The organism is Burkholderia sp. RF7-non_BP4 (genome assembly GCF_001521935.1).
Taxonomy (GTDB): domain Bacteria; phylum Pseudomonadota; class Gammaproteobacteria; order Burkholderiales; family Burkholderiaceae; genus Burkholderia; species Burkholderia diffusa.
This window is the reverse complement of record NZ_LOTA01000018.1, coordinates 1-15,753: the sequence shown is the minus strand read 5'-3', so window position 1 is coordinate 15,753 and position 15,753 is coordinate 1. Positions and strand designations below refer to the sequence as shown.

Genomic DNA, 15,753 nt, shown 5'->3' with positions numbered 1-15,753 from the left:
GTCAGGCTCCGCAGGCAGCCGCGAGCAGCGCGTCGTAGCGGCGCTGCGCGCGCAGGATCGCGTCGCAGACTTCGCGCACCGCGCCGTTGCCGCCGCGGGCCTCGGCTACCCAGTGCGCGCGGGCGATCACCTCGGGGTGCGCGTTGGCCGGTGCCGTCGCGAAGCCGCAGCGCAGCATCACCGGCAGGTCGGGCCAGTCGTCGCCCATGTAGCCGGCGGCGTCGGCGGTGATGCCGAGCGACGCGATCAGGTCGTCGAACACGGCGAGCTTGTTCTCGACGCCCTGGAACAGATGCGCGATCTTCATTTCCTTCGCGCGGGCCGCGACGATTTCCGAGCGGCGCCCGGTGATGATCGCGGTCGCGATGCCGGCCTCGCCGAGCAGCTTCACGCCGTGGCCGTCGAGCGAATTGAACGACTTCATCGCGTCGCCTGCCGCGGTAAACAGCAGGCCGCCGTCGGTCAGCACACCGTCGACGTCGAAAATCATCAGCTTCACGCGGCTCGCGCGTTCGGCCGCAGTCAGCGCTGCGCTCATCAGATCACCTTCTTCGAAAACAGGTCGTGCATGTTCAGCGCGCCGATCAGCGCGCCGTCGGCATCGACCACCAGCATCTGGTTGATCCGGTGGCGCTCCATCAGTTCCACGGCTTCGACCGCGAGATGGTCGGGGCCGATCGTCCGCGGTTTGCGCGTCATCACGTCGACGATCGGCAGCGTGCGGAAATCGCCGTCGCGCGCCAGCACGCGGCGCAGGTCGCCGTCGGTGAAGATGCCGGCCACGCGGCCGTCGGCGTCGACCACGGCGGTCATGCCGAGCCGCTTCGCGGTGATCTGGAACAGTGCGTCCGACAACGTCGCGTCGAGCCCGACGCGCGGAATGTCGTCGCCCGAGCGCATCACGTCGCGCACGTGGGTGAGCAGGCGCCGGCCGAGTGCGCCGCCCGGATGCGAGCGCGCGAAATCCTCGGAGCCGAAGCCGCGCGCGTCGAGCACCGCGACGGCGAGCGCATCGCCGAGCGCGAGCGCGGCGGTCGTGCTCGCGGTGGGGGCGAGGTTCAGCGGGCAGGCTTCTTTCGAGACCGCGGCGTTCAGGTTCACGTCGGCGAGCGTGCCGAGGCTCGACTCCGCACGGCCCGTGATCGCGATCAGCTTCGCGCCGATCCGCTTCACGAGCGGCAGGATCGCGACGAGCTCTTCCGACTCGCCGGAATAGGAGATGCCGATGAAGACGTCGTCCGACGTGACCATGCCGAGGTCGCCGTGGCTGGCCTCGGCCGGGTGGACGAAGAAGGCCGGCGTGCCGGTGCTCGCCAGCGTGGCCGCGATCTTGCGGGCGATATGCCCCGATTTGCCGATGCCGGATACGACGACGCGGCCGCGGCAGCCGAGCAGCAGCGCGACGGCCTGGACGAAGTCGCCGTCGAGCTGGTCGCGCAGCGCGCGCACGGCGTCCGCCTCGATGTCGAGCACGTCGCGGGCGAGCGCGAGCGCCCGATCATCATTGATTTTCGCTATCATGCGCGGAGTATAGCAAAGGCGTTTGTTCGCCGCGCCGCGCCTTCGGACTCGTCCGATGCCGCTTGCCCACCGCCACCACCCGCGCCCGCATTGCCGTGGCCCCGACGAACGAGGACGCTTCGCCCGTGATTTCCCCGCTCGAAATGACCCTGCTGCTGCTGCTGGCCTCGGTGGTGGGCGTCGTCGTATTTCGCTCGTTGAACCTGCCGCCGATGCTCGGCTACCTGACCGTCGGCATCCTGGTCGGGCCGCACGCGTTCGGCGTCGCCGCGGATCTGGAGCGGGCCGAGCATCTCGCGGAATTCGGCGTGGTGTTCCTGATGTTCTCGATCGGCCTCGAATTCTCGCTCGCGAAGCTGCGGGCGATGCAGCGGCTCGTGTTCGGGCTGGGCCTCCTGCAGGTGGTCGCGACGCTCGTGCTCGCGCTGGCGCTCGGCATGCTGTTCGAGCGCTGGGTGCACATCACGTGGCAGGGCTGCATCGCGCTCGGCGGCGCGCTCGCGATGTCGTCGACGGCGATCGTGTCGAAGATGCTCGCCGAGCGGCTCGAGATCGAGACCGCGCACGGCCGCAACATCTTCGGCGTGCTGCTGTTCCAGGATCTGGCCGTGGTGCCGCTGCTGATCGTGATCGCCGCGTTCGGCGCCGAGTCGTCGAAGGATCTCGCGCTCACGCTCGGTTTCGCGGCGGTCAAGATCGTGATCGCGCTGGCGCTGCTGCTGATCGTCGGGCAGCGTTTCATGACGCGCTGGCTCAACGTCGTCGCGCGGCGCCGCTCGCAGGAGCTGTTCGTGCTGAACCTGCTGCTCGTCACGCTCGGCGCCGCGTTCATCACCGACCGCTTCGGCCTGTCGCTCGCGCTCGGCGCGTTCATCGCGGGCATGCTGATCTCCGAGACGCCGTTCCGCCATCAGGTGGAGGAAGACATCAAGCCGTTCCGCGACGTGCTGCTCGGCCTGTTCTTCGTGACGACCGGGATGCTGCTCGATCCGCGCGTGATCTGGGAGCATCCGTTGCTCGTGTTCGGCTTCTTCGTCGGGCAGATATTGTTCAAGGGGACGATGATCGCGGGCCTCGCGCGGCTGTTCGGCGCGACGCCGGGCGTCGCGATGCGCACCGGCATCGGCCTCGCGCAGGCCGGCGAATTCGGCTTCGTGCTGCTGAACCTGATCCTCGACCGGCATCTCGTCGATCCGACGCTGCTGCAGGCGATCCTCGCGTCGATGCTGCTGTCGATGCTCGCCGCGCCGTTCCTGATCCAGAATGCCGACCGGATCGTGATGCGGCTGTCGTCGACGGAGTGGATGCAGCAGTCGCTGCAGATGACGCGGATCGCGACGCAAAGCCTCAAGCAGCGCGGCCACGTGATCATCTGCGGCTACGGCCGCGCAGGGCAGAACCTGGCGCGCATGCTCGAGCAGGAAGGCATTTCGTACGTGGCACTGGACCTCGACCCCGATCGCGTGAGTGCGGCCGCGACGGCCGGCGAATCGGTCGTGTTCGGCGACGCGGCGCGCCGCGAGTCGCTGCTCGCGGCCGGTATCCATCGCGCGGCGGCCGTCGCGATCACGTATGCGAACACGCCGTCCGCGCTGCGCGTGCTGCATCACGTGCACGAACTGGAGCCGACGCTGCCGGCGATCGTGCGCACGGTCGACGACGCCGATCTCGAGAAGCTGCTCGCGGCCGGCGCGACCGAGGTGATTCCGGAGATCGTCGAGGGCAGCCTGATGCTCGCGTCGCACACGCTGGTGCTGGTCGGCGTGCCGATGCGCAAGGTCGTGCGGCGCGTCGAGGAGATGCGCGACGAGCGCTACAGTCTGTTGCGCGGCTATTTCCGCGGCGCGGACGATGCGGACGACGACGATCACGAGCAGGTGCGGCTACAATCGGTCCCGGTCGATGCGCGCGCGGACGCGGTCGGGCGCTCGCTGGAGGAACTCGGGCTATATGCGCTCGGGCTGGAAGTCACGGCGATCCGCCGGCACGGCATCCGCGGCGTCGAGCCCGACCCGCAGACCAAGCTGCGCGCGAGCGACATCGTCGTGCTGCGCGGGCTGCCCGAAGCGCTCGCGCTCGCGGAGGAGCGGCTGTCGCGCCATCGGCGCGAGCCGCCGGCCGCGGTTGCCTGAGTCGCGATTCGATAACCTGACCCGTATTTGTTCGAAACGGTGCCCGATCTTCGCGCACCGTTTTTTTCGGAGAGTTTCATGCCGCATTCGTCGTCGGGCGCACCGCTCGATCCGGTCGCCTTCATCCACAGCCAGATCCGCACCGTGCCCGACTGGCCGCAGCCGGGCGTGATGTTCCGCGACATCACGACGCTGCTGCAGAGCCCGAAGGCGCTGCGCATCCTCGTCGACCTGTTCGTCGAACGCTATGTCGATGCGAAGCTCGACTACGTCGCGGGGCTCGACGCGCGCGGCTTCATCATCGCGCCGATCGTCGCGTACGAATTGAGCGTCGGCTTCGTGCCGATCCGCAAGGTCGGCAAACTGCCGTACAAGACGTGCTCGGAGTCGTACGACCTCGAATACGGCAGCGCGACCGTCGAGATCCACGAAGACGCGTGCCGCGCGGGCGATCGCGTGATCATCATGGACGACCTGATCGCCACCGGCGGCACGATGATGGCGGGGCGCAACCTGCTGCAGCGGCTCGGCGCGGTCGTCGTCGAAGGCGCGGCGATCATCGATCTGCCCGATCTCGGCGGCTCGACGCTGCTGCGCAACGCGGGGCTGCCCGTCTATACCGTCACCGAATTCGCCGGCCACTGAACCACTGGACGCCGGCCCACGCCGCGAGGTCACGATGCCCAACTTCATGCTGTTTCTCGCCACGTCGATCGCGATCACGTTCGCGCCGGGTCCCGACAACCTGCAGGTGCTCGCGCGCGGCATCTCGCAGGGCCGCGCGGCCGGCTTCGTCGCCGCGCTCGGCTTCACGGCCGGGATCCTGTTCCATACGACGCTCGCGGCGCTCGGCGTCGCGGCCGTGCTGCGCTCGTCGCCGGTCGCGTTCCAGATACTGAAGCTCGCGGGCGCCGCGTACCTCGTGTGGATCGGCATCAAGGCGCTGCGCAGCCAGGGTCTCGCGAACGCGCACGAGCGTCCGCCGCAGCCGCTTGGCGCGATCTTCCGGCAGAGCGTGATCGGCAACCTGATGAATCCGAAGGTCACGCTGTTCTTCGTCGTGTTCCTGCCGCAGTTCGTCGATCCGCATGGCGTGCAGGGCGTGACGCTGCAGATGTTCGAGCTCGGGGCGCTGTTCATGCTGCAGACGGCCGTGGTGTTTTCGCTGTTCGGCGTCGGCGCGGGCGCGATCGGCACATGGCTGAAGCGCCGCCCGAAGGCCGGCGTGTGGCTCGACCGGATCGCCGGCGCGACTTTCATCGCGATCGGCATTCGCGTCGCGCTGAAGGACTGAGCCGATGACGTTTCCGTGCATCGCGGCCGCGCGCCGCTTCGATCCGGCCGCGCACCTGCGTTTCGAGATCGCCGGCGAGCAGGTCGGCTGGGTGCGCCGCCAGGACGTCGCGAAGCTCGCCCGCTGGACCGACGTGTTCGAGCTGACCGACGCGCGCGTCGTGCTGTCGGCGCGTTACGACACGGTCGACGCGCGCAGCATGGCGCTCGCGAGCGCGATCGGCGCGCTCGCGGCCGAGGGCGCGATTCCGGGCTGGCGCGACGAGATCTACGCGATCCGCAACCGCTTCGACGATCCGCCGCTCGCGTATATCGAACGCGCCGCGTCGCGCTTCTTCGGCACGCAGACCTATGCGGTGCACCTGAACGGCATCGTAGAATATGCGGTTGCGCCGGGCGAGCCGGCCGTGCCGCGGATGTGGCTCGGCCGCCGCAGCGCGACCAAGGCCACCGATCCCGGCATGCTCGACAACGTCGTCGCGGGCGGCATCGGCTGGGGCCTGGGCGTTCACGAGACGCTCACGAAGGAATGCTGGGAAGAGGCCGGCATGCCGGCCGAACTGGCGGCGCGCGCGATCGCGGGCCGGGCGGTGCAGGTGCTGTGCTCGCTGCCGGAAGGCACGCAGTCCGAACTGATCTTCGTGTACGACCTGCCGCTGCCGCGCGACTTCGCGCCGCACAACCAGGATGGCGAAGTGGCCGAGCACCTGCTGGCCGGTGTGCCCGAGGTGATCGGCTGGCTGCGCGAAGGCCGCGCGACGATGGATGCGAGTCTCGCGATGCTCGACACGCTGCTGCGCCATCGCTGGCTCCCGGCGGCCGACGCGGCGGGCATCGACGCGCTGTTCGCGCCGGCCGCGTAACGCGCGGCACGCCGGCCCGAGCGCGGGCACGAGCGCGGCCGAACGAACGGCCTATTTGACGAATACCGAAACGAAGGGAGTAGCGGTCATGTCGACCGATCACAGCTTTATCTTGAAACTGTCGTGCCCCGACCGGCACGGCATCGTCCACGCGGTCTCGGGCTTCCTGTTCGAGCGCGCCAACAACATCCTCGATTCGGCGCAGTTCGGCGACAGCCGCACCGGCGAGTTCTTCATGCGCGTGCACTTCGTGCAGGACGGTGGCGGCGCCGATGCCGCGTCGGCGCTCGACACGCTTCGCAACGAATTCGCGCCGCTCGCCGAGCAGTTCGCGATGCGCTGGGAGATGCACGACGCGGCCGTGAAGCCGCGCGTCGTGATCATGGTGTCGAAGATCGGCCACTGCCTGAACGACCTGCTGTTCCGCTACCGCACCGGCCAGCTGCCGATCGAGATCCCGGCGATCGTGTCGAACCACAAGGAGTTCTACCAGCTCGCCGCGAGCTACAACATCCCGTTCCATCACTTCCCGCTCGTCGGCGGTTCGTCCGATGCGGCGAAGGCCGCGCAGGAAGCGCGCGTGCTCGAAGTGATCGACGAACACCAGGCCGATCTCGTCGTGCTCGCGCGCTACATGCAGATCCTGTCGCCGAACATGTGCCAGCAGCTCGCCGGCCGGGCGATCAACATCCACCATTCGTTCCTGCCGAGCTTCAAGGGCGCGAAGCCGTACTACCAGGCGTTCGACCGCGGCGTGAAGCTGATCGGCGCGACCGCGCACTACGTGACGACCGATCTCGACGAAGGCCCGATCATCGAGCAGGAAGTCGAGCGCGTCGATCACAGCATGACGCCCGACCAGCTCACCGCGATCGGCCGCGACGTCGAGTGCGTGACGCTCGCACGTGCGGTGAAGTGGCACGTCGAGCACCGGATCGTGCTGAACGGGACGAAGACGGTCGTGTTCCGCTGATCGGCGGTTCGGGGCGGCCGTCGGCCGTCCGGCCCGCCGGCCCGCATGCAAAAACGCCGCGCCCTTCACGGGGCGCGGCGTTTTTTTTCGTGTGAGGCGCGCGACGCGCCGGGGCGGGGGGCGTCAGATCAACCGCAGCATGTACAGCTCGCGCTTCAGGTACGCATAGAAGATCGGCGCGGCGATCACGCCCGGCAGCCCGAACGCGGCTTCCATGATCAGCATCGCGAGCAGCAGCTCCCACGCGCGCGACTCGATCTGGCCGCCGATGATCTTCGCGTTCAGGAAGTATTCGAACTTGTGGATCACGACGAGGAACGCGAGCGACGCGATCGCCGTGCCCATGCTGACCGACAGCGACACCGCGACGATCAGCGTGTTCGAGATCAGGTTGCCGATCACCGGCAGCAGGCCGACGATGAACGTGACGAGCACGAGCGTCTTCGACAGCGGCAGCCGCTGATGGAAGATCGGCAGCGCGACGAGCAGGTAGATGCCGGTGAAGGTCGCGTTGATCGCCGAGATCTTGATCTGCGCGAACACGATCCGGCGGAACGATTCGGCGAAGCGCGACACGCGCGTGACGAGCGCGGTCGACAGCGGCCGGCGCACCTTGCCGTGCTCGACGCCGATCGCGATCATCGCGCCGATGATCATCCCGAACAGCACGTGGCCGAAGCCGCGCGCGACGCTCTTGCCGCCTTGCTGGAGCTGATCCATGTGCGAGTGCATCAGCAGCGCCGCCTTGGTCTTCATCTGTTCGACGTCGACCGGCAGCAGGCTCGCGATCCAGGACGGTGTGCGGGCGCGGGTCTGCTCGACGATCTGCATCAGCTGGTCGAGCAGGCTCTGCAGGTTCGGCACCGTGTGCTCGAAGTGCTCGATGATGCCGATCGTCAGGCCCGTGAGCCCGCCGACGATGGCGATCGACAGCAGCACGACGGCGACCCAGCGCGCCCGCATGCTCGTGGTGTGGCGTTCGACCACCGGGGCGATCGTGTGGATCAGCTGATAGACCAGCATGCCGGCCAGCAGCCCGCCCAGCAGCTTCAGTTCGATGACGAGCACCATCGCGACGAGGGCGAACAGGTAGCTGCCGATCTCGATTGCCGACAGCTTCGGCAGGCTGAAGTCGCTCGTCAGCCGCACGCTGCGCAGGTGCGGCTCGCGGTTCTGCGCGTCGCGCGACTCTTGTTGCTTCTCCATCGTGGATTCCTGTCGTTCGTGTGTCGCGCCGCGCGGTGGGCGGCAGGACGGCGGTCGCCCGGTGCCGCACCGGATTGGTGCGGATGGCGAACCTTACGACCGTAAAGTATAGCTGCCATTATGGTCCGCCACGGGGCAGTTTGGCTCGTGGTGTAAACGCAGAAGGGAAAACCGCAGAAGGGAAAACGATGAGGCCGGCGCCGCCGCGGGCGCCGGACGCGCGCGGCCGGCAGCCGCGCGCGGGAACGGAAAGTGTCAGCCGGCCGCCGCCTTGCGGGTCGGACGCTTGAGCAGCGGCGCGAGGTACTTGCCGGTGAAGCTCGCCTTCGTCTTCGCGACCTGCTCGGGCGTGCCCTGCGCGATGATCTGGCCGCCGCCGGCGCCGCCCTCGGGGCCGAGGTCGATCACCCAGTCGGCGGTCTTGATCACGTCGAGGTTGTGCTCGATGATCACGACCGTGTTGCCCTGGTCGCGCAGCCGGTGGATCACTTCGAGCAGCAGCGCGATGTCGTGGAAGTGCAGGCCGGTGGTCGGCTCGTCGAGGATGTACAGCGTGCGGCCCGTGTCGCGCTTCGACAGCTCCAGCGACAGCTTCACGCGCTGCGCCTCGCCGCCCGACAGCGTCGTGGCCGACTGGCCGAGGCGGATGTAGCCGAGGCCGACGTCGAGCAGCGTCTTCAGCTTGCGGGCGATGACCGGCACCGCGCTGAAGAATTCGTACGCGTGCTCGACCGTCATGTCGAGCACTTCGCTGATGTTCTTGCCCTTGTACTGCACTTCGAGCGTTTCGCGGTTGTAGCGCTTGCCGTGGCACACGTCGCACGGGACGTAGACGTCCGGCAGGAAGTGCATCTCGACCTTCAGCACGCCGTCGCCCTGGCACGACTCGCAGCGGCCGCCCTTCACGTTGAACGAGAAGCGGCCCGGATCGTAGCCGCGCTCCTTCGCGGTCGGCACACCCGAGAACAGCTCGCGGATCGGCGTGAACAGGCCCGTGTAGGTGGCCGGGTTCGAGCGCGGCGTGCGGCCGATCGGCGACTGGTCGACGTTGATCACCTTGTCGAAGTGCTCGAGGCCTTCGATCGCCTCGTGCGGCGCCGGCTCGGCCGACGAGCCGTACAGGTGGCGCGCGACCGCGTGGTACAGCGTGTCGTTGATCAGCGTCGACTTGCCGGAACCCGACACGCCGGTGATGCAGGTCAACAGGCCGACCGGCAGCTCGAGATCGACGTGCTTCAGGTTGTTGCCGTGCGCGTCGACGATGCGCAGCATCCGCTCCGGATCGGGCGCGATCCGCTCGTCCGGATACTCGATCGTGCGCTTGCCGACCAGATACTGGCCCGTCAGCGACTGCGGGTTCGACTGCACCTGCTTCGGCGTGCCTTCGGCGACCACCACGCCGCCGTGCTCGCCCGCGCCGGGGCCCATGTCGACGACGTAGTCGGCCGTTCGGATCATGTCCTCGTCGTGCTCGACGACGATCACCGAGTTGCCGAGGTCGCGCAGGTGCTTGAGCGTCGCGATCAGGCGGTCGTTGTCGCGCTGGTGCAGGCCGATCGACGGCTCGTCGAGCACGTACATCACGCCGGTCAGGCCCGAACCGATCTGCGACGCGAGCCGGATCCGCTGCGCCTCGCCGCCGGACAGCGTTTCGGCGCTGCGCTCGAGCGACAGGTAGTCGAGGCCGACGTTGTTCAGGAAGGTCAGGCGCGCGACGATTTCCTTGATCACCTTGTCGGCGATCTCGCGCTTCGCGCCGTCGAGCGACAGGCCGTCGAAATAGCCGAGCGCGTCGCGCAGCGGCCAGCCGCTGATTTCATAGATGCCGCGCGCGTAGTCGCCGGTGCCGACCCGCACGTGGCGCGCCTCGCGGCGCAGCCGCGTGCCGTCGCACGACGGGCACGGCTGGTTGTTCTGGTATTTCGCGAGCTCTTCGCGCACCGCGACCGAATCGGTTTCGCGGTAGCGGCGCTCGAGGTTCGGGATGATCCCTTCGAACACGTGCTCGCGGATCGTCGTGCGGCCACGCTCGTTGATGTACGAGAACGGGATCGTCTGCTTGCCCGAGCCGAACAGGAGCACCTTGCGGATCTTCTCCGGCAGGTCCTCGAACGCGGCGTCGATGTCGAATTCGTAGAACGCCGCCAGGCTCTGCAGCATCTGGAAATAGAACTGGTTGCGGCGGTCCCAGCCCTTCACGGCGCCCGCCGCGAGCGACAGCGACGGGTGCGCGACGACCCGCTTCGGATCGAAGAACGTGATCTGGCCGAGGCCGTCGCATTCCGGGCACGCGCCCATCGGGTTGTTGAACGAGAACAGGCGCGGCTCGAGCTCCTGCAGCGAGTACGAGCAGATCGGGCACGCGAACTTCGAGCTGAACAGGTGTTCGCGGTCGGTGTCCATTTCCAGCGCGATCGCGCGGCCGTCGGCGAGGCGCAGCGCGGTCTCGAACGATTCGGCGAGGCGCTGCTTCATGTCCGGGCGCACCTTCAGCCGGTCGACCACGACGTCGATCGTGTGCTTGTCGTTCTTCTTGAGCTTCGGCAGCGACTCGACCTCGAAGATCTTCGCGACGCCCTCGTTCGCGGTGCCGCCGCCCGAGCGCACGCGAAAGCGGACGAAGCCCTGCGCCTGCATGTCCTCGAACAGCTCGGCGTGCTCGCCCTTGCGGTTCGCGACGACGGGCGCGAGGATCATCAGCTTGGTTTCCTCGGGCAGCGCGAGCGCCGCGTCGACCATCTGCGACACGCTCTGCGCCTCGAGCGGGATGTCGTGGTCGGGGCAATACGGCGTGCCGACACGTGCGAACAAAAGTCGCAGGTAGTCGTGGATTTCGGTGACCGTGCCGACGGTCGAACGCGGGTTGTGGGACGTCGCCTTCTGCTCGATCGAGATCGCGGGCGACAGGCCCTCGATCAGGTCGACGTCGGGTTTCTCCATCAGTTGCAGGAACTGGCGGGCGTACGCGGACAGGCTTTCGACGTAGCGGCGCTGGCCTTCGGCATAAAGGGTGTCGAACGCGAGCGACGACTTGCCCGACCCTGACAACCCGGTAATCACGATCAGCTTGTGGCGCGGCAGGTCGAGATTGACGTTTTTCAGGTTGTGGGTGCGTGCCCCACGGATACGGATCTGTTCCATGAACCTGGCGAAAATGGAGGGAACCAAACCTGCTACTATAACGGCTTTTCGAGGCCGTCGTTGGGGGTCCCCAGCCTTTGCAGCAGCTGGCAGCAAGGCGGTTCCACGCCGGGGAAGCGGCCGCGCCGCACGGCTCGAGGCGGCCCGCGGGCAGCCTGCGTGACGTCCCGGAAAGCAGTCCCGGAAAGCGCCTGCCAGGCCCGCCGGGCCGGTGGCCCTGATCTTCCGCCGCCCGCCGCCGGGCGGACATTCCGATCATTCGAAATTCATTCCCGATGTCCAATCCGTCCGCCACGTCTTCCCGCATGAGTGCGCCCGAACTGCGCGCGACCACGTCGCTCGCGGCGATCTTCGCGCTGCGCATGCTCGGCCTGTTCATGATCATGCCGGTTTTCTCGGTCTACGCGAAAACCATCCCGGGCGGCGACAACGTGCTGCTCGTCGGCATCGCGCTCGGGGCCTACGGCGTCACGCAGTCGCTGCTGTACATCTTCTACGGGTGGGCGTCGGACAAGTTCGGCCGCAAGCCCGTGATTGCCACCGGCCTGCTGATCTTCGCGCTCGGCAGCTTCGTCGCCGCGTTCGCGCACGACATCACGTGGATCATCGTCGGCCGCGTGATCCAGGGCATGGGCGCCGTGTCGTCCGCGGTGCTCGCGTTCATCGCCGACCTGACCTCCGAGCAGAACCGCACGAAGGCGATGGCGATGGTCGGCGGCTCGATCGGCGTGTCGTTCGCGGTCGCGATCGTCGGCGCGCCGATCGTGTTCCACTGGGTCGGGATGAGCGGGCTGTTCGCGATCGTCGGCGTGCTGTCGATTCTCGCGATCGGCGTCGTGATGTGGATCGTGCCCGATGCGGCGAAGCCCGTGCACGTGCCGGCGCCGTTCGGCGAGGTGCTCCACAACGGCGAGCTGCTGCGCCTGAACTTCGGCGTGCTCGTGCTGCACGCGACGCAGACGGCGCTGTTCCTCGTCGTGCCGCGCCTGCTGGTCGACGGCGGGCTGCCGGTCGCCGCGCACTGGAAGGTCTACCTGCCGGTGATGGGGCTCGCGTTCGTGATGATGGTCCCGGCGATCATCGTCGCGGAAAAACGGGGCAAGATGAAGCCGGTGCTGCTCGGCGGCATTCTGGCTATCCTGATCGGCCAATTGTTGCTCGGCAGCGCACCGCATACCATCCTGATTGTGGCGGCGATCCTGTTCGTGTACTTCCTCGGCTTCAACATCCTGGAAGCGTCGCAGCCGTCGCTCGTGTCGAAGCTCGCGCCCGGTTCGCGCAAGGGTGCGGCCACGGGCGTCTACAACACCACGCAATCGATCGGGCTCGCGCTCGGCGGCATCGTGGGCGGCTGGCTGCTGAAGCACGGCGGCGCGAACACCGTCTTCTATGCATGCTCGGGGCTCGTGGCGGCGTGGCTTATAATCGCGGCCAGCATGAAAGCGCCGCCGCGCAAGGCCTGAACCCTCTTTTCGGGCAGGCACCGGCGGCGCTCGCCGGCTTGCCCGGCGGGCCGCTCCGACGACATTCGCGGGCGGCCCGGCATCGAATTTACTGGAGAAACACATGGCATCCGTCAACAAGGTCATCCTCGTCGGCAATCTCGGCGCCGATCCTGAAGTCCGTTACCTGCCGAGCGGCGACGCGGTTGCGAACATCCGTCTCGCGACGACCGATCGCTACAAGGACAAGGCAAGCGGCGATTTCAAGGAAATGACCGAGTGGCACCGCGTCGCGTTTTTCGGCCGTCTCGCCGAAATCGTCAGCGAATACCTGAAGAAGGGTTCGTCGGTCTATATCGAGGGCCGTATCCGCACGCGCAAGTGGCAGGGCCAGGACGGCCAGGATCGCTATTCGACCGAAATCGTCGCCGACCAGATGCAGATGCTCGGCGGCCGCGGCGGTTCGGGCGGCGGCGGTGGCGGTGGTGACGAAGGCGGTTACGGCGGCGGCTACGGTGGTGGTGGCGGCGGCGGTCGCGGCGGCGAACAGATGGAACGCGGCGGTGGCGGCGGCCGTGCCGGCGGTGCGCCGCGCGGCGGTGCAGGCGGTGCCGGTGGTGGTCAGAGCCGTCCGAGCGCGCCGGCAGGTGGCGGTTTCGACGAGATGGACGACGATATTCCGTTCTGACGGAACGTCGGCATCCCGCACCGGAATGGGCCCGAATGTCCGAGTCAAGCGAATCGCTTGGCACGGGCCTTCGGGTCTTTTTTCGTTTACGCCCCGCGCCCCGGAGGCCGGCCGTGGCTGACGCGCTTCCCCCCGCGCGGCGAACATCTCGCAGGCTTCACGCCGACGAAATCGCGCCGAGTGACCGCAACTGCTGAACAGGACTGGATCCTCGCGACAACGGACCGATGGAGCGTGCCCGGCAACCGTCATGCGTCAGAGCCGCTGCCGCGCATCTGACCTATGTCACGCGGCCGCCACGATTGACCGGCTAAGCTCGTTCTTTCGACGTTTCGATCGAAGGAGACACCATGCGGCGGGTCGTGTTCAACCAGAAGGGCGGTGTGGGCAAGTCGACGATCGTCTGCAACCTGGCGGCGATCAGCGCGAGCGAAGGGCTGCGCACGCTCGTCATCGACCTCGACGCGCAGGCGAATTCCACCCGCTACCTGCTCGGCGATCGCGCGGCCGACGCGCATCCCGGCGTCGCCGAATTCTTCGAGACCGCGCTGACGTTCAACTTCCGGCCGGTCGACGTCGCATCGTTCATCCATCCGACGCCCTTCGACGGGCTCGACGTGATGCCCGCGCATCCGGACCTCGACACGCTGCACGGCAAGCTCGAGTCGCGCTACAAGATCTACAAGCTGCGCGATGCGCTCAACGAGCTCGACACCTACGATGCCGTCTACATCGACACGCCGCCCGCGCTGAACTTCTACACGCGCTCGGCGCTGATCGCGGTCGAGCGTTGCCTGATTCCGTTCGACTGCGACGACTTCTCGCGCCGGGCGCTGTACACGCTGCTCGAGAACGTGAAGGAAATCCAGCAGGACCACAACGCGGCGCTCGAGGTCGAAGGGATCGTCATCAACCAGTTTCAGCCACGCGCGAGCCTGCCGCAGCGGCTGGTCGACGAGCTCGTCGAGGAGGGGCTGCCGGTGCTGGCGTCGCGGCTGTCGGCGTCGGTGAAGATCCGCGAGTCGCATCAGCAGTCGACGCCGGTGATCCATCTCGAGCCGGCGCATAAGCTCGCGCAGGAGTTTCGCGCGCTGCATCGCGAACTGGTCGGGTGAGGGGCGGGCGCCGTCGCACGTCCCGGCGATTTATATACGATCATTGAATTCGTCATTAATAATCCCGGGAACGATTTCAAAATAAATCTGGAAAAACGATTACATAAGCATCCGCCCCATTTTCAATGCGCGCCCTTTTTCTAATAATGGGAATAATGGCGGGGGTAAATGTTGCGCGTGGCTGCGGTGGGTTATCCTGTAAAAAAGTAAAAATCGTTGCCGGACAAGGCGTTGCGACACGACCCCATTACGGGCGTGCACCGTCGTGGTACGGTCGCTTCGGCCGCTAAGGGTTTTCACCTAGCATTAATGCAATTTAATTGACAATTAATCCATCTAAAATGGCCATCCTCAACTCTTCGCAGTCAATCGTGCCCGAGGGTTGTGAATAAGGAAGCAGGCCCTCGATCTGCCTTCCATTTTCTTTACGTCGTCTCTCGCATTGCCAACAGGAGCGTGCCCGATGTCCGTATTTGCCCCCGAAAAATTCGCCGCCGATTATCAGTCCGGAATCGCCGCGTGGTTCGCGATTGCCCGCCCGGCAATCAATGGTTTCGAGGCAGTCGTCGAACTCAACCTGCAAGCGGCCAAGACGGCGCTCGAGGAATACGAGGACAAGCTGAAGAACGCGTTCAACGCGAGCAACCCGGCGGCAGGCTTCGCGCAGCAAGTCGCCGCACCGCAGGAAGCCGCCGGCAAGGCCGTCGCATACGGTCGCCATCTGTTCGATATCGCGGTGTCGACGCAGGCCGAGTGGGCGAAGGTTGCCCAGGCTCAGTACGAACAGAACGACAAGCGCGTGAAGGAAGTGGTCGGCGAGCTGACGAAGCATGCGCCGGCGGGTTCGGGCGCCGTGGTCGCCGCGCTGAATTCGGCGCTGTCCGCGGCGACGGCCGCGGCCGACTCCGTGCGTGCAGCGACGGGGCAGGCGATCGAGGCCGCACAAAGCGGTTTCGACGCGGTCAGCGAAACGACGGCCCGCGGTGCCAAGCAGACCGCCGCCGCCGCTCGCAAGGAAGCGGCTTCGCGCGAATCGGCTGCATGAGCGCGTGTCGCGCGCAGGCGCGACACTGATTGAGCGGCGCCGACGGGCGCCGGCCGCCGCGTGTGCCGCGCGGCGATCGGCGTACGTCCGGTTCGCCGCCGCGTGCCCGGACGCGGTCGAGGCGGGCGGATGCGCGGCGCGCATGCGCGCGCGAACGTGCAACCGCATCGCCGGCCGCATGGCGCTCGCGCGCCGCCGCCGCGCCGTACCGGCGCGCAATACGGATCGACCCACTGATTTCAATGCAGGAAGAAAACATGACGGACGTAGTGATCGTATCGGCCGCGCGGACCGCGGTCGGCAAATTCGGCGGCTCGCTCGCGAAGATCGCGGC

General features: G+C 67.1%; 13 protein-coding genes. 9 read left to right on the top strand and 4 right to left on the bottom strand.

Translation table 11 applies throughout. From position 1 onward, the window contains the following. Nucleotide 1 precedes the first annotated feature (1 nt). Both WS49_RS07680 and kdsD read right to left on the bottom strand, forming a co-directional pair. On the bottom strand, nucleotides 2-538 hold the full coding sequence (locus tag WS49_RS07680; protein ID WP_059526086.1) for a KdsC family phosphatase: 537 nt from the start codon (nucleotides 536-538) through the stop codon (nucleotides 2-4). Then, nucleotides 538-1,521: an arabinose 5-phosphate isomerase KdsD gene (gene kdsD, locus WS49_RS07675; RefSeq protein ID WP_059526084.1), complete on the bottom strand. Its 984-nt coding sequence runs from the start codon at nucleotides 1,519-1,521 to the stop codon at nucleotides 538-540. Before kdsD ends, WS49_RS07680 begins: the two co-directional genes overlap by 1 nt. A gap of 125 nt (nucleotides 1,522-1,646) precedes the next feature. On the opposite strand from kdsD, the gene WS49_RS07670 reads away from it, so the two are divergent. From WS49_RS07670 to purU, 5 genes are all read left to right on the top strand, one after another. Next, nucleotides 1,647-3,653 carry a monovalent cation:proton antiporter family protein gene (locus tag WS49_RS07670; RefSeq protein ID WP_059526284.1) on the top strand — a complete coding sequence of 669 codons (2,007 nt, stop codon included), beginning with the start codon at nucleotides 1,647-1,649 and terminating at the stop codon, nucleotides 3,651-3,653. A gap of 78 nt (nucleotides 3,654-3,731) precedes the next feature. Then, a complete protein-coding gene (locus WS49_RS07665; RefSeq protein ID WP_059526281.1) occupies nucleotides 3,732-4,298 on the top strand; it encodes an adenine phosphoribosyltransferase in 567 nt (188 codons plus the stop codon). A 34-nt stretch (nucleotides 4,299-4,332) separates the two neighbouring features. Beyond that, nucleotides 4,333-4,947: a LysE family translocator gene (locus tag WS49_RS07660; protein WP_059526081.1), complete on the top strand. Its 615-nt coding sequence runs from the start codon at nucleotides 4,333-4,335 to the stop codon at nucleotides 4,945-4,947. A 4-nt stretch (nucleotides 4,948-4,951) separates the two neighbouring features. Then, nucleotides 4,952-5,809: an NUDIX hydrolase gene (locus tag WS49_RS07655; RefSeq protein WP_059526079.1), complete on the top strand. Its 858-nt coding sequence runs from the start codon at nucleotides 4,952-4,954 to the stop codon at nucleotides 5,807-5,809. A gap of 88 nt (nucleotides 5,810-5,897) precedes the next feature. After that, nucleotides 5,898-6,782 carry a formyltetrahydrofolate deformylase gene (gene purU / locus WS49_RS07650; RefSeq protein WP_059526077.1) on the top strand — a complete coding sequence of 295 codons (885 nt, stop codon included), beginning with the start codon at nucleotides 5,898-5,900 and terminating at the stop codon, nucleotides 6,780-6,782. 123 nt (nucleotides 6,783-6,905) lie between these two features. On the opposite strand, the gene WS49_RS07645 is transcribed toward purU, so the two are convergent. Together WS49_RS07645 and uvrA are read right to left on the bottom strand one after the other, a co-directional pair. Then, nucleotides 6,906-7,988, bottom strand: a complete 1,083-nt coding sequence (locus WS49_RS07645) for an AI-2E family transporter (RefSeq protein ID WP_059526075.1) — start codon at nucleotides 7,986-7,988, stop codon at nucleotides 6,906-6,908. Nucleotides 7,989-8,243: 255 nt separating this feature from the next. Beyond that, the gene (gene uvrA / locus WS49_RS07640) at nucleotides 8,244-11,129 is read right to left on the bottom strand and encodes an excinuclease ABC subunit UvrA (protein WP_059526073.1); all 2,886 of its coding nucleotides are present in this window, start codon (nucleotides 11,127-11,129) and stop codon (nucleotides 8,244-8,246) included. 275 nt (nucleotides 11,130-11,404) lie between these two features. Between uvrA and WS49_RS07635 the strand changes: the two genes are divergently transcribed. The 4 genes from WS49_RS07635 to phaP all read left to right on the top strand — a co-directional run bounded on the left by WS49_RS07635 (nucleotide 11,405) and on the right by phaP (nucleotide 15,419). Further along, complete coding sequence (locus WS49_RS07635) at nucleotides 11,405-12,592, top strand: MFS transporter (protein ID WP_059451442.1); 1,188 nt, start codon at nucleotides 11,405-11,407, stop codon at nucleotides 12,590-12,592. A 103-nt stretch (nucleotides 12,593-12,695) separates the two neighbouring features. Further along, a complete protein-coding gene (locus WS49_RS07630) occupies nucleotides 12,696-13,259 on the top strand; it encodes a single-stranded DNA-binding protein (protein WP_059526071.1) in 564 nt (187 codons plus the stop codon). 350 nt (nucleotides 13,260-13,609) lie between these two features. Continuing rightward, the gene (locus tag WS49_RS07625) at nucleotides 13,610-14,374 is read left to right on the top strand and encodes a ParA family protein (protein ID WP_059526069.1); all 765 of its coding nucleotides are present in this window, start codon (nucleotides 13,610-13,612) and stop codon (nucleotides 14,372-14,374) included. 463 nt (nucleotides 14,375-14,837) lie between these two features. Beyond that, entirely contained in the window at nucleotides 14,838-15,419 is a 582-nt protein-coding gene (gene phaP / locus WS49_RS07620) for a TIGR01841 family phasin (protein WP_059526067.1), read from the top strand. Nucleotides 15,420-15,753: the final 334 nt, after the last annotated feature.